The sequence below is a fragment of the Pseudoalteromonas rhizosphaerae genome (genome assembly GCF_028885455.1).
GTDB classification, from domain to species: domain Bacteria; phylum Pseudomonadota; class Gammaproteobacteria; order Enterobacterales; family Alteromonadaceae; genus Pseudoalteromonas; species Pseudoalteromonas rhizosphaerae.
In genome coordinates this window covers 2,647,194-2,668,173 of the sequence record NZ_CP118496.1, presented here as the reverse complement: position 1 = coordinate 2,668,173, position 20,980 = coordinate 2,647,194, and the positions used below count along the sequence as shown (strand labels likewise).

General features: G+C 42.0%; 26 protein-coding genes and 4 tRNA genes. 14 read left to right on the top strand and 16 right to left on the bottom strand.

The annotated features are described in order from the left end of the window. Position 1 precedes the first annotated feature (1 nt). The 16 genes from PVK79_RS11310 to PVK79_RS11235 form a co-directional block, all read right to left on the bottom strand. Positions 2 to 244 carry a hypothetical protein gene (locus tag PVK79_RS11310; RefSeq protein ID WP_257325591.1) on the bottom strand — a complete coding sequence of 81 codons (243 nt, stop codon included), beginning with the start codon at positions 242 to 244 and terminating at the stop codon, positions 2 to 4. Between the two features lie 21 nt (positions 245 to 265). Then, positions 266 to 808 carry a hypothetical protein gene (locus PVK79_RS11305; protein WP_257325590.1) on the bottom strand — a complete coding sequence of 181 codons (543 nt, stop codon included), beginning with the start codon at positions 806 to 808 and terminating at the stop codon, positions 266 to 268. After that, a complete protein-coding gene (locus PVK79_RS11300) occupies positions 798 to 1,133 on the bottom strand; it encodes a hypothetical protein (protein ID WP_257325589.1) in 336 nt (111 codons plus the stop codon). Before PVK79_RS11300 ends, PVK79_RS11305 begins: the two co-directional genes overlap by 11 nt. Beyond that, positions 1,133 to 1,561: a Mor transcription activator family protein gene (locus PVK79_RS11295; RefSeq protein WP_257325588.1), complete on the bottom strand. Its 429-nt coding sequence runs from the start codon at positions 1,559 to 1,561 to the stop codon at positions 1,133 to 1,135. The genes PVK79_RS11300 and PVK79_RS11295 overlap by 1 nt, the downstream gene beginning before the upstream one ends. A gap of 4 nt (positions 1,562 to 1,565) precedes the next feature. Further along, entirely contained in the window at positions 1,566 to 2,105 is a 540-nt protein-coding gene (locus tag PVK79_RS11290) for a phiTE_072 family protein (RefSeq protein ID WP_257325587.1), read from the bottom strand. Continuing rightward, the gene (locus tag PVK79_RS11285; protein WP_257325586.1) at positions 2,105 to 2,602 is read right to left on the bottom strand and encodes a hypothetical protein; all 498 of its coding nucleotides are present in this window, start codon (positions 2,600 to 2,602) and stop codon (positions 2,105 to 2,107) included. The genes PVK79_RS11290 and PVK79_RS11285 overlap by 1 nt, the downstream gene beginning before the upstream one ends. After that, positions 2,574 to 3,185, bottom strand: coding sequence for a gp16 family protein (locus PVK79_RS11280; RefSeq protein ID WP_257325585.1), 612 nt, complete (start codon positions 3,183 to 3,185; stop codon positions 2,574 to 2,576). The genes PVK79_RS11285 and PVK79_RS11280 overlap by 29 nt, the downstream gene beginning before the upstream one ends. Next, positions 3,178 to 3,369 (bottom strand): hypothetical protein, encoded by a 192-nt coding sequence (locus PVK79_RS11275; RefSeq protein ID WP_257325584.1) that lies wholly within the window; start codon positions 3,367 to 3,369, stop codon positions 3,178 to 3,180. The genes PVK79_RS11280 and PVK79_RS11275 overlap by 8 nt, the downstream gene beginning before the upstream one ends. An 89-nt stretch (positions 3,370 to 3,458) precedes the next feature. Then, the gene (locus tag PVK79_RS11270) at positions 3,459 to 3,644 is read right to left on the bottom strand and encodes a hypothetical protein (protein ID WP_257325583.1); all 186 of its coding nucleotides are present in this window, start codon (positions 3,642 to 3,644) and stop codon (positions 3,459 to 3,461) included. A gap of 12 nt (positions 3,645 to 3,656) precedes the next feature. Then, positions 3,657 to 4,259, bottom strand: coding sequence for a DUF3164 family protein (locus PVK79_RS11265; RefSeq protein ID WP_257325582.1), 603 nt, complete (start codon positions 4,257 to 4,259; stop codon positions 3,657 to 3,659). A 6-nt stretch (positions 4,260 to 4,265) separates the two neighbouring features. Beyond that, complete coding sequence (locus PVK79_RS11260; RefSeq protein WP_257325581.1) at positions 4,266 to 4,472, bottom strand: hypothetical protein; 207 nt, start codon at positions 4,470 to 4,472, stop codon at positions 4,266 to 4,268. A 2-nt stretch (positions 4,473 to 4,474) separates the two neighbouring features. Continuing rightward, positions 4,475 to 4,804 carry a LacI family DNA-binding transcriptional regulator gene (locus tag PVK79_RS11255; RefSeq protein WP_257325580.1) on the bottom strand — a complete coding sequence of 110 codons (330 nt, stop codon included), beginning with the start codon at positions 4,802 to 4,804 and terminating at the stop codon, positions 4,475 to 4,477. Next, positions 4,791 to 5,393 (bottom strand): hypothetical protein, encoded by a 603-nt coding sequence (locus PVK79_RS11250; RefSeq protein ID WP_257325579.1) that lies wholly within the window; start codon positions 5,391 to 5,393, stop codon positions 4,791 to 4,793. The genes PVK79_RS11255 and PVK79_RS11250 overlap by 14 nt, the downstream gene beginning before the upstream one ends. A 10-nt stretch (positions 5,394 to 5,403) precedes the next feature. Further along, positions 5,404 to 6,117, bottom strand: coding sequence for an AAA family ATPase (locus tag PVK79_RS11245; protein WP_257325578.1), 714 nt, complete (start codon positions 6,115 to 6,117; stop codon positions 5,404 to 5,406). A gap of 11 nt (positions 6,118 to 6,128) precedes the next feature. Continuing rightward, positions 6,129 to 8,339, bottom strand: a complete 2,211-nt coding sequence (locus PVK79_RS11240) for a Mu transposase C-terminal domain-containing protein (protein WP_257325577.1) — start codon at positions 8,337 to 8,339, stop codon at positions 6,129 to 6,131. After that, positions 8,339 to 8,608 (bottom strand): helix-turn-helix domain-containing protein, encoded by a 270-nt coding sequence (locus PVK79_RS11235; protein WP_257325576.1) that lies wholly within the window; start codon positions 8,606 to 8,608, stop codon positions 8,339 to 8,341. The genes PVK79_RS11240 and PVK79_RS11235 overlap by 1 nt, the downstream gene beginning before the upstream one ends. Positions 8,609 to 8,898: 290 nt before the next feature. Here PVK79_RS11235 and PVK79_RS11230 point away from each other — a divergent pair, with 290 nt between their 5' ends. The 14 genes from PVK79_RS11230 (at position 8,899) to PVK79_RS11165 (ending at position 20,725) form a co-directional block, all read left to right on the top strand. Continuing rightward, positions 8,899 to 9,507, top strand: a complete 609-nt coding sequence (locus PVK79_RS11230; protein ID WP_257325575.1) for a helix-turn-helix domain-containing protein — start codon at positions 8,899 to 8,901, stop codon at positions 9,505 to 9,507. Positions 9,508 to 10,197: 690 nt separating this feature from the next. Beyond that, a tRNA-Asn gene (locus PVK79_RS11225) sits at positions 10,198 to 10,274 on the top strand. Positions 10,275 to 10,295: 21 nt separating this feature from the next. Beyond that, positions 10,296 to 10,372, top strand: a tRNA-Asn gene (locus tag PVK79_RS11220). Positions 10,373 to 10,395: 23 nt separating this feature from the next. Then, a tRNA-Asn gene (locus PVK79_RS11215) sits at positions 10,396 to 10,472 on the top strand. 27 nt (positions 10,473 to 10,499) lie between these two features. Beyond that, positions 10,500 to 10,576, top strand: a tRNA-Asn gene (locus tag PVK79_RS11210). 150 nt (positions 10,577 to 10,726) lie between these two features. Beyond that, positions 10,727 to 12,670, top strand: coding sequence for an EAL domain-containing protein (locus PVK79_RS11205; RefSeq protein WP_145240729.1), 1,944 nt, complete (start codon positions 10,727 to 10,729; stop codon positions 12,668 to 12,670). A 249-nt stretch (positions 12,671 to 12,919) separates the two neighbouring features. Continuing rightward, on the top strand, positions 12,920 to 13,501 hold the full coding sequence (rsxA, locus tag PVK79_RS11200; protein ID WP_145240727.1) for an electron transport complex subunit RsxA: 582 nt from the start codon (positions 12,920 to 12,922) through the stop codon (positions 13,499 to 13,501). 1 nt (position 13,502) lies between these two features. After that, on the top strand, positions 13,503 to 14,057 hold the full coding sequence (gene rsxB, locus PVK79_RS11195) for an electron transport complex subunit RsxB (RefSeq protein ID WP_145240725.1): 555 nt from the start codon (positions 13,503 to 13,505) through the stop codon (positions 14,055 to 14,057). A gap of 9 nt (positions 14,058 to 14,066) precedes the next feature. Beyond that, positions 14,067 to 16,616, top strand: a complete 2,550-nt coding sequence (gene rsxC / locus PVK79_RS11190) for an electron transport complex subunit RsxC (RefSeq protein WP_257325574.1) — start codon at positions 14,067 to 14,069, stop codon at positions 16,614 to 16,616. Continuing rightward, positions 16,616 to 17,674 (top strand): electron transport complex subunit RsxD, encoded by a 1,059-nt coding sequence (gene rsxD, locus PVK79_RS11185; protein ID WP_257325573.1) that lies wholly within the window; start codon positions 16,616 to 16,618, stop codon positions 17,672 to 17,674. Before rsxC ends, rsxD begins: the two co-directional genes overlap by 1 nt. Next, the gene (rsxG, locus tag PVK79_RS11180) at positions 17,671 to 18,306 is read left to right on the top strand and encodes an electron transport complex subunit RsxG (protein ID WP_182760208.1); all 636 of its coding nucleotides are present in this window, start codon (positions 17,671 to 17,673) and stop codon (positions 18,304 to 18,306) included. The genes rsxD and rsxG overlap by 4 nt, the downstream gene beginning before the upstream one ends. Beyond that, positions 18,303 to 19,001: an electron transport complex subunit E gene (locus PVK79_RS11175; RefSeq protein ID WP_145240717.1), complete on the top strand. Its 699-nt coding sequence runs from the start codon at positions 18,303 to 18,305 to the stop codon at positions 18,999 to 19,001. Before rsxG ends, PVK79_RS11175 begins: the two co-directional genes overlap by 4 nt. Positions 19,002 to 19,038: 37 nt before the next feature. After that, a complete protein-coding gene (gene nth / locus PVK79_RS11170; RefSeq protein ID WP_257325572.1) occupies positions 19,039 to 19,671 on the top strand; it encodes an endonuclease III in 633 nt (210 codons plus the stop codon). Between the two features lie 22 nt (positions 19,672 to 19,693). Continuing rightward, positions 19,694 to 20,725: a tetratricopeptide repeat protein gene (locus PVK79_RS11165; RefSeq protein ID WP_257325571.1), complete on the top strand. Its 1,032-nt coding sequence runs from the start codon at positions 19,694 to 19,696 to the stop codon at positions 20,723 to 20,725. The last annotated feature ends 255 nt before the right edge of the window (positions 20,726 to 20,980 follow it).

Below are 20,980 nucleotides of genomic sequence, written 5' to 3'. Positions count from 1 at the left end.
TTTATTTCTCATTTAATGGCTTGTACTCTACATGACCTTTAAGCAGTTCAGCTAAATCTTTATCTTTAGTGATCATTTGACCCGGATGCAACTTAGTATTTTCGATAATTGTGTAACCGTCATACTTGAACTCATTTCCATAAAGAATACTAGCTTTTGCTTTAAGGATTGAAAATGCCTCAGAACCACAATAAAGCTTGTTTTTATGCTTATCATCACACATCGTGCTTTTATTTTCTGTCATTAGGTTAAAACCCCTAAATGTTTAAAATTCTTTAGTAACGCAACAAGGTAACTTTAATGCTTCTCTACGCATTTTTACAGCATCTTTTGCCGGATACCCCCAAATATTAGATCCATCAGTTCTAAAACCTTTAAAGCCTATTAGCCTGATATCAATTTGTTCTCCAGTTTTAATATACGTATAAAAATCCTCAACCAAGTTTCTTAGCGTTCCACCATGATTAAAGCCTTTCCACCGCCCTTTATATGCTACATAAATGCGGCGTCGTGTATATTCATCAACAAACCAAACCTTGCCTTTAGCATCTTTTTCCATGGTTGCTATTGTGCCTTTATGATTAAAGAATTTACGACCATAGCTTGCGATGATTTTTATTAACTGGTTAATGTGATCAACGCGTTCACATTGAATTGGTGCTGCTAGCTCATAGTAAGTATCATTTCCACACTTAGGGCAAACGTGAGTATAAGCAAAAGAAAATTCAGGGTCTTTTTTCTGCTTCATTTCACTCTCTGTTCCTGTCCATTTACATGCAGATTTTGAGCATTCAATTCTATTTTTCATCTATGGTGAACTCCTTTATTTTTTGCTGTAGCTCGGTAATGCCTTTTAACAGCTCGTTTGGCTTGTGTATTAGCATGAACTCTAGGTCTTTCGCGCTGGTACTTGCAAGCGCTGCTGGCGTTTTAGCTATCAGTGGTGCGCCTACTTCATCTATGAACTTGCGTTCGTCTTGCATTACGTGCAGCTGTACTTGTATATCTGTATTAGCTGATTGCAATGTCCCCAGTAGTACGTAGTTATCAGGGTGATTACCGCTAAGCATATCGGTTATTAACTCTTCCACGCAGTCGGCAGCAGTTGCTGCCATTTTGATTGCTTCACTCATTAAAACAGACTCCTTTGGCGGCGCTGGGTTTCTACTGCGCGTTGGTGTTGGATGATTTCAGCTATACGGCGCTCTGTTAGGCCAAATTTAATAGCCAGGGCTTCAACGTTGTTACCACGATACTCCTGCCATATTTGTATATCGCGTAGGGCTGCTTTTAGGCGTTGGTCCGTGGGTATGTATACGTCTCGCCCACCGAAATAATGACCTATCGCTAGGGTGATTGACTCGCCTATGAGTTGAGGCTCATTCACTTTGGCTTTGTTTAATTCTGCTTCAATGAGCAGCGCCAGTGATTGCAAGTTACTCGGCCAGCGTTTACGCACTTCCGCTGCATCCTCAGTAGATAGCTTGCTTAGGCAGTCTTGCAGCTGCTCTACGCTTTCGCCAAACAGCTCTGATTGGTGTTCATTTGGGTTATTTTGCATAATTTCATTTAACCTCTTGTACTGTTTTACGTTCTTTTAAACATGCTTTTAACGCATCTAAAATACGACACAAATACACGTATAAATCTGAGTCAACATCATCAATTACGTACCACCAATCATCTCCTGCGACGTCATGTAATAAGCTATGATTTGAACTGTCATGAAAATACGACTCACAAGGTTCTATTTGCTCGGTTAAATCCCAAAGCTTACGAGTTAATTCTTTGTTTTCACCATATCGCCTACGGTTTTCAATTAAGTTTTTACGTACATTTCTTACGAAACCATCATAATTTGGTGAGCTTAATGCACTCAGACTTACAAGATTTTTTGATAAGTAATGATTGTCACAGTCCAATACAAATTGCTCTATTGTGCGACCTCCCATCGCCCCCCAAAATGATGAATAGCTATCGCCACAAACCTCTATGGTTATTTTACCTCTGCCGACAGTATAATTTTCCAGATAAACAGTAATATCATCTAAGCTTTTTACCTCTGAAATAAGTAGCTTTGTAACTGTTGATTCTTCCCACTTCATTATTTCTTTTCCTTATTCACGTTTGCGCCGTAGCGACTCATTTGTTCTAAATAGGCTTGGTGGTTTTGCTGCTCACTCATTTCTAAGCCTTGGCGTTTTATTTCCATACTGCGGCTACGTTCTGCGGCGGTAGGCTGTACTATTTGCTCTAGCGAGGTGGTGAGCACCTGTTTTAAGTAGTTATGGTTTGCAAGCGGCTTTATGTTTGGCTGGCCTACTCGCTTTGCCATGATTGAGTTAGTTGTTTGCTCCATAGCGTGGCCCAGTGCGGCGATATTCTCGGTTAGGGCGAGCACTTCACGGGCTAGTTTTACTGCGCGTGTAGCGCTTAGGTCCTGCTTTGCAGGGCGAAACAAGGCTAAGTAACCGACCAATGCCTGGGCTGTGCGTTTGTTGATGCTGGCGACGATGCTTAATAGCTCTTTGCCTGCGTCGTCTTGCACTAGTTGGTCTAGGCTTAGGTGGCTTTTACACACGGGGCAACGGGTTAATTTCATTGGTGCTGATCTCAAATATGTCGCATACCGCTTGGTATGATTTGTGGGGTACGGTGCTAAGTGGTATTGGCCGTGCGTAAGTTTGGTTTGTTACCTCGCAATTAAACGCTTCATACGCTTGCATATTGTTTGTTTTTAAATGGGCGATCATTTCGCGTTTGTGCCATTTTTTAAGCGGCTCTAGCACTTTTATTGCCTGCGTGAGCGTTAAAAAATGGGTGTGGAAACTGACGTTTGCACCCACTTTTGCGCGGTTTAACATGCGGTTTACGTAGGCATCGAGTGCGGTTTCTGAGCCATCGCGCACAAAACTTTGTTTGTGCATGGTGATCCAAATAGCGCGAATTTTGTTTATTTCGCCATGTTGCGTTGGTGATGATTTAGGGCTTAAACGGCGTTTAGCCTTGGTTTTAAACCCTGCTTTTTTAAAGTGTTCCAACACTTGGTTTAGCTCTGATAAGCTCATTTGGCTACACGAACGGTAACCCGCTGATCCAAACAGTGCGGCGCGATAGGTGTCGTCGTCTAGCCCTAGTTGGCTTTTAGCTATGTGAATTAGCTGTATTAGCTTTGCTTTAGTCATTATTTTTAAACTCTTCTAGTTGTTCGCGTAGGCTTAAATAGCTTTGGCAAATGTCTGCGCCTTCTTGCTGTGTAAACACGCTGCTATCTATTGCGAAGGTATGCGATAGCTCTAAAAACTTAACCAATGCGGCCAGCTCTTTGAGCTGTAGCCTTGGCGTTACTTGTGTATTTGGTGTAGTCATAAAACCTCCTATGCTTGCTGTTTATCAAAGCTCTTGCTAATTGAAAAAGCTTTGATAAAAAGCCGCATCCGTGCGCGCTTTTGGGTTACTTAACTGGGTTGTGATATGCCTTTTTGCTCTGGTGGGTTGATGCCAACCAGCTGGCTTTGCACTACAAAGGTGATGTTTTGAAATACAAAGTTAATATTTACTGGCTCTTTGCTTTTAGCTACGAGGGTTACAATGCTTTGTAAGTCGCTGTGTTCGTTTACTTGAATTGTTGATTTAACTTCCATGGTTAGTACTCCCTACAGCTTGGCTATATCAAGTGAGATTGCGCGTTCTTGCTCGCCTATGGTTTCGTAAAAACGAATAAAGCGGGTTGAGTCTATGACTTGAATTGCATCGGCTATGATGTCCATGGCACGCTGCCATTTACCGCTGTCGTCGGTGATTTTAAGGCGGCGTAGCCCTAGCACTTTTTGCACTGAAACCTTGCCTTTTTTGTCCGTGGCAAAAGTTTGCTCAATAATGAGTTTGAGGTTTTCGTTTGCGCCCTCGCTCCACTCGTTTAAACACTCGTCTATTAGCTCCTTTGCTACTAGTAGCTCTGGGCCAAGCTCGATGCTCTCTTGTACTTGCAGGGTGATTTTTTGCTTGTGATCAAAACTGCGTAGCGTGACGTTGCCCTTTTTACCGCCCATTTCTACTGCGTAATCTTGGGCTAGTAAGCCCATAAATGCGTCAAACTCGCTCATTTGCTGCTTTTTAAATTCAGCAAGGGCTTGGCTTTGCTCTTTAGCTTTGGCAATGGCTGACTGCACAAACTCATGGCGAATTATGTCGGCTGGGCGAATGCCTTTAAGTGGCACTTGATGGCCTTTATGATTAACTAAAAAATCTTGTGGCATGGTGGTTTATCCTTCTATAAACATGATGATTTGACCGTGTAGTTTTGCTGGGCGAACTTGGCGCGTTTGCCCGTTTTTGGTTTCGGTTATTACTGGTAAATGTGCTGGGGCTTTGCCTGCCACTTCGATGATGTGTCGGCTAAAGCCTTTGTGTGAGCTGATAACTTGCAGCCCTTGTTTTTGTAACTCTTTTAGTGTGTTGCGTAGTTCCATGGTTATTTACTCCCGCATAGTTTTGAGTGGGGGCAACCGTTACGGCATGCTCTATAAAGCGCGACACGTACATGATTGGTTGCGGCAAATTTTCTAGCCTGATGCTCTAGGCATACGTTTACTGGTATGTCGTCTAAGATTGGGCAATTAACTACAAACGCCATAAACACGCCCTCTACACGCTGTTGTATTACGTGCGTAGAGGCTTTGTACTTGTCGTTTACCACTTGGCTAACCGTTGCTTTACTGACGCCGAGCTTTTCAGCTACAGCACGCATCCCTTGCTTTGCTGTTTCTTCCTTTAAAACGTCTAACCAATTATTGGTAGTCATGTGCCTCTCCTAGCTTTACAGGGGCCATTTGCACGGGTTTACGCGTGATTGGCTTGAATTTGACTAATTTATTTGAGTTGGCATCAAAAACGCCTTTGGTTTTAGGTATTGGCCGCTTGGGGCCTGTGTTTTTAAGCATTTTGTAAATGGTTGTTTCTCCTGCTCGCTCAATTAATGAGCCTGAACGCGGGGCGTTTTTAACTACAAATATGTACCCTGCTTTTTTGAGTATTGAGATATATGAGCGAGCTGATGACAGCGAGACGTCAGCGGTGCTTGCCACTTGTCCTGCGTCAAATTCGTTTAGGATGCGCATTGATTGCCACATACGTTGTCTCCCTGAGTTCTGGTTTTTTTCACCACGGTTTACAGGCTGTTCAAACGGGTTATAACTGGCATTTAAAACGCTGTAGTTAACGTCCTCGTGATCAACATGTTCAGCAATTGCATTTGCTGCGACCAAGCGCTTTGCAAAGGCTTTTAGGCTGTCTAATGTGGTGTGCTGTACTGCATCGCGCACTTGCTGCAATGAGAATCGCTTTAGGATTCTCATTGCTTGCCATGCGTCTTGTAATTGTTGGCGGCTCACTGGTTTTCCCCTACGCTTTTTTAAGGAAAAATTCTTTTGAGCCCCACTGCTGTAGGTCGATGCTGGTTAAGCCGTTAGCCAGTGCAAATGCCTCTACTTTTGAAAGTCCTGTGATGATGCGGCGTACTTCACCGCCAGTGTCACTAAGTAGCTGTTTTAATAAGTCGTCTTGGATTGTGAGCGTTGGCTCTATGACTGCACTAACGATGATTTGCAGGTCTTCAAACTGCGTTGGCATGAACTCTAACCACTCGCTGATACGGCTATAAAACTGCTTATGGCGTTGCAATTTACGGCGTACTGCTTCCATGCCAATTAACACTACTGGGCAGCTGGTTAAGTCGTGTATATCACGTACACTTTCTAAGGCTTCTTTGTCGTTTAGTAAGTAGTCAGCCTCGTCTATAAACAAGGTGCGTGGGTTTTCGGACGTTGCCATGCTTTCAATGATGTAATTGAGCATGCCCTCTTTAGTGTGTATGTCAGGACCGCTCAGCTCTTTAACTATTTGGCGCAGTAACTGGGCTAATGTCATACCGGACGTTGCACGAATGTAGATGCCGTTACAGCGGTTTACCAGCCATGCCGTAGCGGTGGTTTTGCCTAGTCCTGGCTCACCGTAAATTAAACCAATGCCTGGCACGCCATACGCGCGCTGATTCAACGATTCAACCATTAATTGTGTGGCTACAACATTGCTTACGATTGCGATTTTAGTTTTCATGGTTTATTCCTTTACTGTTTGTGTAATTGAGTTGGTGCAGCAGGTGCTGCGTTCATTTCTGTTAAAAGATCATCTAGTCGTGCTGATAAGGCACGGTTTTGCTGTTCCCACGTATTAAGCCAACCTGCATCTACATCACTTAACTGATTAGTTAAGCGCTGTTTTTTGTGATACATGGCTTTATCACGGGTGTTATTGAATAACGGTGTTGGGTTTACATTGGCTGCGGCGGCTTCGTTTTCTAACTGCTTACGGCGCTGTTCAAATTCGCTTAATTGCTCGTCGCTGTAGGTTGTGACAGGCTTGCTATCAAGTGCTTTTATAGCTGACTGGGTAATGACGTTAGTGTGCTCAACTGATTGCTTAGGCAGTGTTGCCAGTGCTTTATTTTGGGTTGTGTAATGGCTGAGTACTTCGTTTGCTATATCAGATACGTTTACTGATTTAGCTGTCTTTTTAAGCTCTTTTAGCTTGCGTGATGTAGAAGCTGCTTGGCTACGTTTTGCATGTTGCGCAACGTCTTGACGCGTCATACCAGCTGATTCAATTTCGTGGTCTACTGCGATACAAATAAACTCACTATTCATGCGATTAAATACGTAAATGCGGCCTACGTTTTTAGGATCCCACTTGCATAGCACTTCATCACCGACGATTGCGCCTAGTTCCGGTGCTATATAGAAACCACCACTTAGTTTTATGCCCTCTTTGCCTACCATGCGTAAACCGCGATTTGATGGTATTGGCTGTAGCATTACATCAAGCAAACGCTCGTCTTTGATCACTCTGATTTGGTCGCGGCTTGCTGCGAATAAATCGAATGGTGTTTTATTACCAACGTTGCTATGTGGCTTGTGGTGGTAGCGGCTTTCTATCCAGTTATCTACGAACTCTTGCAGCTGTTGGGCTGTCATGTTGATTTCGATTGCTGATTTATCGCCGCCCTGCTTTGCTAATAAGCGCTGTGCAAAGGTTTTGCGTGCTTCAATCGCTTGGCGTTCAGATACGTTATGGCCGATATAACCCGTTAACAGCTCTGCTATGTCGTGCGAGAAGGTTTTGAAAAAGCGCTCGATATATGGCTTTTCTTCACCGCTAAATGGGCGTGTTGTTTCGTGCTTTATGTCGAGTGCATCGAATACGCTGGTAATTTGAATTGATGTGTAGTCTTTACCGTTATCAGTACGAGCAATCTCTGGGATGCCCCAGTCGAGTATTGCTTTGCGGATAACTAAACAAATACCTGTGCTGTCACTCGTTGGGTGGATCACAACTTTAGTACGGCGTGTAAATACGTCGATAATACCTATCAGCGAGTGACGGCCATCAACGAGCATTACGTCAGATGGGGTTGAATCGAACTCCCATAACTGATTAATACGTTTAATGTTTTCGTCCATTTTACCCATGGCAGACATATACTTGTTTTTCCAAGCATCTGGGTTTGCCATTTTGGTATAAAGTGCGCTGTTTTCACGCTTCCAACGTGTTAGCCATTCGCGGATTGTGGTCTCTGCTGGGATTGCTTTACCCTGGCTGTAAAAACGAGCTATTAACCCCTCTTTTACTTGCGTGGCTTTTACATGCGGGTATTGATAAATCATAGCGATGCAAAAATCGCTTAGCTCTGGATCAGAGTCGATAATTGATTTACCTGATCGCTTAATTTTTACAGCAAGCCCTGCAATGCCTTTCTGCTGCACTGTTTTTTGCCAGCGGATCAATGTGATGCGAGAAACAGAAGGTATTAAGCTTTTGTACTCTGCTGGAATATCTAACATGCCTTGGTTATAGCGTTCACTGAACAAGTCAAAACCAGCAACTTTTGCAAGGTTATTCGCACTTACAAAGTTTTCAGCTGCTTTTAAAATGTGATTTTTCGCACTTGCTTTAGGCGGGATGTTATCAAGCCCTGCTAACTGCTTTAATTGCTGATGCTTTTGTTGTGTTGCTTGCTCTTGATTAAAACGATCACTTTGTTCATTTACAGCAAGATAAGCTTTTCCGGCTTCGGCTGCTGGGCTGGCTGTTTCTTTAAGTATTGCCTCTTTCACCTGCACACAAATGTGTGCAGGAAGATCAGCAAGTGCATACTTGCGTACTTTCCCACCTCGCCCTTTTATTTCAGTAAAAGGCCAATTCTCATTTTTTGCTTTGATTTGTATGCTGCGCTTATTAACGAGCATATATGCTGCAATTTGATGTGCTGTGTATAGTTCCATTACACACTCCTTTTGTTACTGCGACGCCCAGCTTTACGATTTGGCTTGCCATCTTTACCATAGCGTTCAGGCCATATTTCAAAGGCGCTCACGCCAATTACTTCGGCAATGATTTTTTCAACTAGAGGGTAAGGTCTATGCAATGCAGTTTGCACAGCATTCGACGCATAACCGCGACTAAATGAAAGCTGCCTACATGACCACCCTTCGCTCTCTAGTGCTGCTTTTATTTCTGTTACCGTCCAACCTGGACAATTTGCACGTTCCATTTCATGCACCCTTTAATGTGTATTTTGTATTCATGCACACAAATATACGCATACAAAATTGTGCATACAAGTTTTATTTGCACACAACGGTGTGCATTTAACATAAGCAATTGATTTAAATTGATATTTATTTTTTAAAATATTTAGTTTGGCGGGATCGCGCTTCGCGCTTTCAAGTGCGAAAGGATCGCGGTTTGAAAAGCTACACTTTTGTTGTTTTTATTTTGTATGCACTGAAATGTGTGTTTAAATAATTATTATGTACACCTTTCAGCAGATTATTAACGGGTATGGCTGCATTCAATCAGTATTTAAAAGCGCTTAGAGAACGCAAGTTCTTAGACATCGGCACTGTTGCTGAGCGCACAGGAGTGCATCGTAATACTCAATCTAAATATGAGGACAGCCGCGATCCTCCGCTTGATTATTTGGTGGAGTTTGCGGCCTTGGTTGATGTGCCTTTTATTGATGTTTTATTAAAGCGACTAGATGATTCTAAAGCGTCTCAAAGCGCTGTAAACCGCGCTGTCAGCTCTTTAGAGCCTGAAAAATCAGGCATTTATGAAGTTAAACAAATTTATAAAACTTCAAGTGAATTAATGCAGGTTAAGCTTAATGAGGTATCACACAAGCTGATCCCTACTGGTGCTACGGTTTTTATAAATACAAGTTCAAAAGCAATTGATGCTAATAGCATGTACGCGTTTCTTAACCCTATGAATGGTGAGCATTTCGCTGCAAAGTTGGTACTTACAGCAACAAAGCTGAAATTAGTATTTGATAACACTGAGCGTAAAGACCTGGTATTTAGTGTTGAAGGTGGCGAGACTGAGTCACGCTATATTTTAAAAACACTGGGGCTTTTAGGTAAAATTGTAAAAGCTGAGCTTATTTTTTAATTTATCAATGCAAGCCGTGTTTATCGCGGTTTCGCACTTAAAATTATCATTTTTTCGCACTTTTTAAGATCGCACTTAATTTTACTTAAACTGGGCTTAAACCCTTATTTCTCCCGCGTTTTCCCATCTATTCTTATCTATTCCCTGTTTATCATTTAGATCTGTTAGTTACAGTACCAATGACCTGTCACATTTATTTAAACGCCCATTCAATATGAAAAAATAAATTTAACCAATTGAAATAAAACAATATATATATATTTCCTTGCTATTTTCATGGGTATTAAGTCGCTAAACTAAGGGTTCAGATCTGTATGTCATTTTTTTCTCGGCATTTTTCGTTAACGACTAATTAAATGCATAAGTAAATTTAATTATTGCGAATTTGCGCTTTTATTAGCTAACGTTAAAAAAGTACATTTCATAAATTTATTCGTACAAAACTAGATAAATGATCACTTTTATAATTTGCTTGGCGGTTAACTTGTTTGTTTTTTAGTCGTTAAAAACCATAATTTTATGCCACATCTCGATCTACACGACTCAAATAGGGAGAAAAAAAGCCACAAAACAGCCAGATCGAACATAAAAACATCGAACAGACTGCTTTTTTTTGTTTATCCGGTTTTATGTGTTGACACTTTGCAGCGCGGTCATTAATATTTCGCCCCGTTGAAAGGCACATACGCTTCCCCCTTAGCTCAGTTGGTTAGAGCGACGGACTGTTAATCCGCAGGTCCCCCGTTCGAGTCGGGGAGGGGGAGCCAGTCTTTTCAGCCATAAACGATTCCCCCTTAGCTCAGTTGGTTAGAGCGACGGACTGTTAATCCGCAGGTCCCCCGTTCGAGTCGGGGAGGGGGAGCCAAGTTTATGTAATATGATTATTGTTCCCCCTTAGCTCAGTTGGTTAGAGCGACGGACTGTTAATCCGCAGGTCCCCCGTTCGAGTCGGGGAGGGGGAGCCAAATCATATAAAATTTAAGTATTGTAGTTCCCCCTTAGCTCAGTTGGTTAGAGCGACGGACTGTTAATCCGCAGGTCCCCCGTTCGAGTCGGGGAGGGGGAGCCAACTTAAAGAATCAATTAGACTTTCCTAAACAATTCCACTACTCTACTACAATCAAAATATTTCTTTTTAATACACATTTAATAAGTGTAAAATAATTTGATTAATCAAGGATCTGATTCCTTCCCTTTGATCTACTAAAAAGAATAAGACATGGCTGGTTTCAAAAAACTCATATTTATTCAATTAATATCTTGGCTGTTGTTTGCAAGTATTGGTGGCTATTTTGTTGCGTCAGCGTTTGACAACGCAGTAAGCGATGCACAACATAAAACGCAATCAGTGGTAAACAACTATATTAGTAAACATTCTATTGTCGATATAGCACCAGATAAACTTCAGCAAGTGCTTGCTGACGGTAATACTTTTTCTTCATTTATTTTGCGTGATCAGCAAGGTAAAGAACTTATAAATATTACATCCCCTACTTCATTACCAGCCATTGCGCAATTAGTTAACACCAGCTTTAACTCTATCCGTCCTCAATTTGCTGTTAATCAAGCGTCTGATATCAAAGTTGAATTTACTATTAATGCCAATAACCTTGGGTTGATACTCCAACAAGCGTTGTTTATTGTTATTTTAGTGTCAGGTTTAATGGCAATTATTCCCATTGTGTTTATGAAAACCATGTTTAGTAAGCTAAATAGAAATATAAGCATGACAGTGGCTGAGATAATTGATGTTTATATCAATCAAAATCAAGTCAACAACGGTCTTGAAACAGCAATTAATAGCAGCAAAATAAAACAACTGGGCGTTGACCTAGTGCCGAGCTTTAATCGCCTGTCGCACTTTTTACAAAGTAAGCATGATGATATTCAAAATGCCGCACATTCTATCAAGCAAGAAGCTTATAAAGATGTAGTTACTGAACTTGGCAACCGTAATATGTTTGTTGAATATTATGAGAAGTACATTGAAAGCAGTGAAAAAAGCACCTTTGGCTCTTTGGCGATGGTTCGTTGTAGTGAATTACAAGCAATCAACCAAACTCGTGGTTACCAAAAAGGTGACGAGTATGTCAAAGCTGTGGCTGATATTATTAAACATATCAGCGGCACATATACAGGCAGTAAAGTTTTTCGTTTGAATAGCTCAGATTTCGCGATTGTGCTGCCTAACACTCCTCTCAAGGAATCTGAACGTTTTGGTGATAACTTACAATCTCGATTTACTCAATATCAGCAAAACCAAGAATTAAGCTCAGTAGCAAATACTGGGATCGTCGCTTATGAAAAAGGCAAACCCTTAGGTGAGCTACTTTCGATAGTAGACAATGCTATGAGCATGGCCCAATCAAAACAAGCTAACGCCTGGCATATACAACGCGAAACTGATTTAGTTAATAATGTAAGTGCAGGATTTGGCAATCAAAACTGGCGTAAAGTGATTAATGAAGTAATTGAAGCTGAGCGTGTACATCTGGTAATGCAAAACATTATGCCAATTGGTAAAAGCATGAAGGCCTACGCTGAAATTCAAGTGCGCTTTAAAACAACAGAAAACCAAGTATTGCCTACCGCTTCATTTTTAGCTATGGCTGAAAAGCTTGATATGGCGATGGAAATTGATCAGTTAATCATTAATTCATCACTGGAAAAAATTAAGAGCCGTAATTTCTCTGAAAAATTCTTTGGTTTGAATGTTACCGCCTCAAGCGCACACAATGATCAGTTCGTAATTTGGCTAGAGCGACGTTTATTAAAAGACACAAATATTGCCTCAAAACTGGTATTCGAAGTGAGTGAATTTGGCTTACAGCAAAATATTAAAGCCAGTAAACGCTTTATAGATATGATCCACCGTGTTGGTGCTCGGATCACGGTAGAACGATTTGGTGTTGGTTTAACCTCGTTTAAGTTTTTCCGCGATTTAAAACCTGACTTTATCAAAATGGATGCAAGCTATACTCGCGGCCTTGAAGAAGATAAAAATAACCAATACTTTATGCGTTTAATGGTCGACCTCGCGCATCGAATTGGTGTTAGTGTTTTTGCTGAGGGTGTTGAAAGCCAAGAAGAAAAACACATTATTGAAACTTTATGTCTTGATGGTGTGCAAGGTTATTACATCGAAAAGCCAAAAGATATTTAATCAATCTAAAAGGTGCTTTGAGCACCTTTTTAGTTTTCTAGTAGTTTATTTCCCCCTCCCCTGATCTGCTTTATCATTCCAAATGTCAGTAACTAGGTTAATGAACAGTTAATCTTTATTTATCATGCTATAAAATTCTAAATGCAATTCACTATCATTATTAAATGAGCCGTTTATTTACCTTCTACGTGTTGTTAAACAGCCAATAAAAAAGGATAATGTCGGCGTTTATTATAGCTTGAGGCGAACATGACAGAATATGTATTGCTGTTGATCGGCACAGTACTGGTTAATAACTTTGTGTTAGTACAATTTTTAGGTCTATGCCCGTTTATGGGTGTATCTGGCAAACTGGATACAGCTATAGGCATGTCACTTGCGACCACTTTTGTGTTAACACTTGCCTCTGTAACAAGCTATCTAGTTAATCAATATATTTTGATCCCACTTGATATCACGTATTTACGTACTCTAAGCTTTATTTTAGTGATTGCGGTGGTGGTTCAGTTTACCGAAATGGTAGTCAGAAAAACCAGCCCTACGCTGTATCGCTTACTCGGTATATTTTTACCTTTGATCACCACAAACTGTGCGGTCTTAGGTGTTGCGTTACTAAATGTCAAAGAGGATCATACGTTTTTACAATCTGCAGTATATGGCTTTGGCGCTGCTGTTGGTTTTTCTATGGTACTGGTATTATTTGCAGCTCTTCGTGAACGCTTAACCGCTGCTGACGTACCTACCCCCTTTAAAGGCGCATCGATTGCGATGATCACCGCAGGCTTAATGTCGATGGCCTTTATGGGCTTTACAGGATTAGTGAAGTTTTAACATGACCTTGTTTTATGCCTTGATTGCGCTGGGAACCCTAGCACTCATTTTTGGTTTGATCTTAGGATTTGCTGCTGTGCGCTATCGAGTGCAAAGTAATCCGATTGTTGAACAGATCGATACTATATTACCGCAAACACAGTGCGGCCAGTGTGGCTATCCGGGTTGTCGCCCTTATGCAGAAGCCATCGCCAATGGCGATGAAATTAATAAATGTCCACCAGGTGGCGATGCGACAGTAAAAAAATTAGCTGACTTAATGGGTGTTGAAGCTAAACCCCTTGCCGGTGGCGAACAAGCCGAGCCGATAAAAACCGTTGCCTATATACGTGAAGATGAATGTATTGGTTGTACCAAATGTATTCAAGCTTGTCCTGTCGATGCCATTGTTGGTGCCACGCGCCAAATGCATACTGTTTTAATTGATGAATGTACGGGTTGTGACTTATGTGTTGAACCTTGTCCTGTTGACTGTATTGATATGCTGCCTGTAGAAACCACTAAGCAAACGTGGAAATGGCAACTAGATGCAATCCCAGTAACACAGATTGATTAAGGGCTCCCTATGGAAAAGCTAATCGCACAGATAAAACAAGGTAAAGTGTGGCCGTTTCCAGGTGGCATTCATCCACCGGGACAAAAAACAATTTCCAACAGTCAAGCAATCGCCCGTTTACCTTTGCCTGACAAACTCGTTGTGCCATTAAAACAACATATTGGTGCTAACGGTCAACTGATCGTCGAAAAAGGCCAACAGGTACTTAAAGGGCAAGCACTTACAAAGCCTGTTGCGAATTGGTCGGTGCCAATACACGCCCCCACTTCTGGGACTATTACTGATATTTGCCAAATGCCGTCTGCGCATCCATCGGCATTGCCTGAATTGTGTGTAATTATTGAGCCCGATGGCCAAGATAGCTGGTGTGCGTTAGCACCGGTGACAACACCAAGCCAGCTTTCTCACGAGCAACTTATCGATATAATTCATGACCGTGGTATTGCCGGTATGGGCGGTGCAGGATTCCCAACTTATATTAAAGCAGATAGTCGCAAAGCAATTGAGTATTTTATTGTTAATGCAGTGGAATGTGAGCCCTATATTACTGCTGATGATGTACTAATGCGTGAGCATGCTGCAGGCATTATTGCTGGCATAGAGATCATGCAGCAATTGCTTACACCAACACTTACTATCGTTGGTATAGAAGATAACAAACCAGAGGCCATCGCAGCCATGCAGGCAGCGGCTGAGTATAATGACAAAATAATCATTCAAACAGTTCCTACTGTTTATCCTTCTGGTGGTGAAAAGCAATTAATTAAGCTACTTACCAATAAAGAAGTCCCTAGTGGGGGAATTCCAGCAGATATCGGTGTGTTAGTACAAAACGTCGGCACTTTATTTGCTGTTCATCAAGCTGTCTATGAAGGTAAGCCACTAATTGAACGTGTTATTACGGTAACAGGTAATACAATTCATAATCCGGGTAATGTATGGGCTTTATTAGGTACTGAAATAAAACATCTACTTGATTGCCAAGGCTTTTCACCAGTGCCACAGCAACGCGTTGTAATGGGCGGCCCTATGATGGGCTTTACTTTGCCAACGGTGCGTATCGGCGTGGTAAAAACCACTAACTGTATTTTAGCCCCAGATCATGATGAGCTGGCAGAGCCCGGCCCTGAAAAAGCCTGTATTCGTTGTAGTGCTTGTGCTGATGCCTGCCCTGCTTCACTGTTGCCTCAGCAATTACAATGGTTTGCTAAATCAAAAGAATACGACAAACTGAAAGAGCATAACCTGTTTGATTGTATTGAATGCGGTGCTTGCGCGTATGTGTGCCCAAGTGAAATTCCGCTGGTGCAGTATTACCGTGTGGCTAAAGTTGAAATAAAAGAACAGCAAGCTGAGCAAGTTAAAGCTGAACGTGCGAAAGAGCGCTTTGAACTTCGAAAACAACGCCTAGAGCGGGAGCAAGAAGCACGACAAAATCGCCATAAACGCAAACCAGCTGCTGAAAAATCGGCTGACGAAAAACAAAAAATTGCCGATGCTCTAGCACGCGTTAAAAACAAACCAGCAAAAGATGACGACAAATCAGCTGTGGCCGCTGCAATTGCTCGCGCCAAAGCTAAAAAACAAAATCAAGAAGCAACGCTTGAACCAGATAACAGTGACGTAGCATTAGAGCGCGCAGCGCGCAAAGAGCAAGCTCGCAAATACAAAGAGCAAAAAGCCGCAAGCAGTACAGCTGCTGATCCGGATGATAAAAAGTCAGCCGTGGCCGCTGCGATTGCCCGCGCTAAAGCGAAAAAAGCGGCGGCATCAGAAGATGAAAGCAATAACACGACTGCCGCACCTACTGATGATAAAAAAGCCGCTGTAGCCGCTGCAATTGCTCGTGCTAAAGCAAAAAAGGCAGCACAGGCTGAACCAGCAGCAAGCGTAGAAAACGACAACTCTGAAAGTGAAGTCGCTACAGCCTCACCTGCCGATGATAAAAAAGCCGCTGTCACTGCTGCTATTGCTCGTGCAAAAGCGAAAAAGGCAGCACAAGCAGCAAGCGTAGAAAGCGACAACTCTGAAAGTGAAGTCGCTACAGCCTCACCTGCCGATGATAAAAAAGCCGCTGTCGCTGCCGCCATTGCCCGCGCTAAAGCGAAAAAGGCTGCAAAAGCTGAACAAGCGGCTAGCGTAGAAAACGACAATTCTGAAAGTGAAGTCGCTACAGCCTCACCTGCCGATGATAAAAAAGCCGCTGTCGCTGCTGCTATTGCTCGTGCAAAAGCGAAAAAGGCAGCACAAGCAGCAAGCGTAGAAAACGACAACTCTAAAAGTGAAGTCGCTACAGCCTCACCTGCCGATGATAAAAAAGCCGCTGTCGCTGCAGCCATTGCCCGCGCGAAAGCGAAAAAGGCTGCACAAGCTGAACAAGCGGCTAGCGAAGAAAACGACGATGCTGAAAATGAAACTTCGGCTACAGCGATAAACGAAGCTGAAATCGCTGAAGATAAACCAGAACAGACCGCACAAGATAAGAAAAAGGCCGCTGTTGCCGCTGCGATTGCCCGTGCAAAGGCTAAAAAATTACAACAAGAAGGAAGTGATAAGTAATGAAGCTAACGATGGCCAGTTCGCCGCATAGCCACAGTCATAAATCACTTAGCAGGTTGATGCAAACAGTGATCTTAGCCTGTATTCCTGGACTTATCGCACAACTGTATTTTTTTGGTACGGGTGTATTGATCCAGCTAATTTTAGCGTTAGTCACGGTTAGTATCAGTGAAGCCATTATTATGCTTATTCGCAAGCGCCCTGTATGGCCTGCGCTTGGAGATGGCAGTGCATGGCTTACTGCGGTCTTATTAGCATTAAGTATTCCGCCACTCGCCCAATGGTGGGTTATTGTGATCGGTAGCTTTTTTGCCATCGTCATTGTTAAACAGCTCTATGGTGGCCTTGGTTTCAATTTATTTAACCCTGCCATGGCTGCATACGTGTTATTGCTTATTTCGTTCCCTGTGCAAATGACCACTTGGATGCCAGTTAGTGACTTACTCGCAAACCCAATTAGTCTTACTCAACAGCTTAGCGTTATTTTTAATGGCTTTACCAGTGCAGGTTTTAGTGTTGATCAACTTAGAGTTGGGGTTGATGGCGTAACAATGGCCACACCTTTGGATACCATCAAGACTGATATCGCTCATGGTTTAACCGTATCTGAAAGCATGCAAGCCGCTATTTTTAATAGTTGGTTAGGACAAGGTTGGGGCTGGGTAAATCTTGGCTTTTTAATCGGTGGCTTATACCTTATTAAAGCCAAAGTTATAAATTGGCATATCCCAGTTGGTGTACTTGCATCAATTGCTGTGTGCAGCGCAATTGGTTATATCGCAGCACCTGGTACTGAGCCTGGTATGGTATTTCATTTATTTAGTGGCGCAACCATGTTAGGGGCCTTTTTCATAGCCACGGATCCGGTTTCGGCAGCTACCACTAATCGCGGCCGGTTAATTTACGGCGCATTGATTGGTTTATTAGTTTATTTGATCCGTACTTTTGGCGGTTACCCAGATGCCATGGCGTTTGCTGTGTTACTACTCAATATGGCCGTGCCACTGATAGACTATTACACTCAACCACGTACTTATGGCCATGGGGTGAATAAATGATTATTTCATCAATGACAAAAAATGGCGCTATTTTAGCCCTGTTTGCCCTGCTCACTACCGGCGCTGTTGGTATTATCCATAACCTCACGGCTGACAGTATTGCAGAGCAAGAGCGCAAACAACTTTCATTACAGCTGCAAGATGTACTCGCCCCTAATTTTTACGATAATACTCTTTATCAAGATTGTGCCATCATTGATGATCCACTACTTGGTAATAAACCACAAACCGTTTATCGTGCTCGCAAGGGTGGCCAACCTGTTGCTTTAGTAATGCGCCACGTGACGCCAAAAGGTTATAGCGGCGATATAAGTTTATTAACTGCCGTATTTGCAAACGGGGACGTTGCCGGAGTACGTGTTACTAAACACGAAGAAACGCCTGGTCTTGGTGATAAAGTAGAAATGAAAAAATCTCTTTGGATCACCTCATTTAAAGATAAAACTGTACTTGATGACGACGATACTCGCTGGGCAGTAAAAAAAGATGGCGGAGACTTTGATCAATTCACTGGCGCTACCATTACACCACGCGCCGTGGTTGGCTCAGTAAAACACGCTGTGTTATTCTCAAAAAACAATTTCGATGCGGTATTTAGTGCTGATAACGCATGCCAAATAGGTGAGCCATGAGCCAATTAAAAGAACTGTTTAACGAAGGAATGTGGAAAAACAACCCTGCCCTCGTGCAATTACTCGGTTTGTGCCCACTACTGGCCGTAACATCAACGATAACCAATGCGATGGGCCTCGGTTTAGCCACTCTGCTGGTATTAGTTGGCTCGAACGTCACAATTTCTGCGGTGCGTAATTTTGTGCCAAAAGATATCCGTATTCCTGTATTTGTGATGTTTATCGCAGGCTTTGTAACCATAGTGCAGCTATTAATGAATGCCTATACGTTTGGCTTATATCAATCGCTGGGAATATTTATTCCACTGATAGTTACTAACTGCGCTATTATCGGCCGCGCTGAAGCGTATGCCTCTAAGAACCCGATTCATTTATCAGCGTTTGACGGTTTAATGATGGGCTCTGGCTTTATGGTAGTACTGGTTGTGCTTGGCGCAATGCGTGAGCTTATTGGCCAAGGTACCTTATTTGATGGCGCCGATTTACTACTGGGCCCATGGGCATCGGTTTTACGCATTGAAGTATTTAGTTTTGATAATCAATTTTTGCTCGCTATTTTACCACCCGGTGCATTTTTAGGTTTGGGCTTACTGATTGCTGCTAAAAATGTCATTGATGCGCAAATAAAAGCAAAGCAAGTAGCACCACCAGTGGCCGAAAAAGGCCCACGAGCAAGGGTCACCAGTTTAACTTAAGGGGAAGCGCACAGTATTTACTGTGCGTTTAAGTTGCATGAATAAAGAAAAACGATACGAAATACTCTCTCGCTTGCGCGAGCAAAACCCACATCCAGAAACCGAGCTTGAATATTCAAGCCCGTTTGAACTGTTAGTTGCGGTAACGCTATCAGCACAAGCAACTGACGTTGGGGTAAATAAAGCCACCCGTAAGCTCTTTCCCGTCGCCAATACGCCACAAGCTATTTTAGATTTAGGTCACGATACGCTACGCGATTACATTAAAACCATCGGTTTGTTTAATTCCAAAGCTGCCAATGTGTACAAAATGTGCCAAATTTTAGTTGATAAGCACAGCAGCGAAGTGCCTGAGAATCGCGAAGCCCTAGAAGCCCTACCCGGCGTTGGCCGTAAAACTGCCAATGTGGTACTCAACACCGCCTTCGGCTGGCCCACCATCGCTGTAGATACGCATATATTCCGTGTATCAAACCGTACTAAGCTTGCTATGGGTAAAGACGTGGTCGCCGTTGAACAAAAGCTCGAAAAAGTGATCCCCAAAGAATTTAAAGTAGACGTACATCACTGGCTTATTTTACATGGTCGCTATACCTGTGTTGCCCGTAAACCAAAATGTGGCAGCTGTATTATTGAAGATTTGTGTGAGTTTAAAGATAAAACGGAATAATTAAAAAATAAAAGGAGAATATATGAAGGTTTTCAAAAAACTACTAGTTGGCATATTCATATTAAGTATTTTATGCGGCTTTTTTGTGATTGTTAGTAACTCATTATTAGTAATTACCAGCCAAGAAAGCTTTATGATCGAGCCAGGAGTTGCCGCTGTACTTTCATTAGTATTTCTCGTTGGCTTTGGCGGTATATGTGGGGGATTGGTCCACGCTCTTGAAAGTGAAAAATCACATCAACTCCTATTCAATGGAAAAATGTCTGACACTGGAGCATATGGACATATGTTTATTGGCTTTTGTGGAGCTTATGTAGCTTTAGCAGTTGTTATGATTGTGTTCGGTATGGACTTGGCTAATGCTTTGGACCATCCAACAAAAATATCAGTAATAGTTCAATACATGTTTTATTTGCTCGCGATCGGAGTTATCGGTGGGTACTCAGGACTGCCTATTATTTCACTGATCAGCAACGCAGCTTTAAAAAAGGTCCAGCAAGAAGTTGATGCATTGAAAAAGCAAGAGGAGCAATTCAAAGATGAAGTTGATTCTTTAAAGGCACAAGAAAAGAACTTTGAGCTTGAATTGAATACACAAAAAGATAAAGTTGGTAATTTGTACTTACAAAACCTTCTTTTGAAGGCCGAAAGCCACGCTAGAAATGAAGAATTTACTAAGGCCGTAGAACTTTTAGAGACAGAGTTTTTACCTAGAGATGATAATAATCCCGCAGCATACCATTGGCTAGCCCTATGTGAAAAACGTAGAGGTAATGTATTCAAGGCAGTTCAACATGTTAAAAAGTCTGTTGAACTATCTCCTTCAAGGCTAGGTTTTTTTAATTTAGCATGCTATTTGAACTTAAATGGCGAACCTGCGTCTAAAGTAATTGAAAACTTAAAACTTGCGTGGCAAAATGCGCGTACAGATTCTGATAAGAATAGATTCTATAAAGGTTTGCAAGATGATGAAGATCTTGCTAGTCTTAGAAGCACCAATAATGAGTTTGAAGACTTTTTTAAGGTCATTAAATCTGAAATAGGTAAACAATAGGTGATTATATGAAAAATTTAAAAGGTAACAATATATTTATAAATAAATTCACTATGAATGATGATTGGCCTAGCGTCTAATCAACCTAGCCTAAATTAGTATTTAATATAAAAGTCGCTTCTATGCGGCTTTTTTAATTTAGTTATATAATTTATCTCAAATGGCGACTTTTAAAAACAATCAGGTAAATCTGTTTATCGATTCTTTTTAGTTCTTCGAATTCACTAATTGTGATTATCCTCAGGTAAAGGGGGG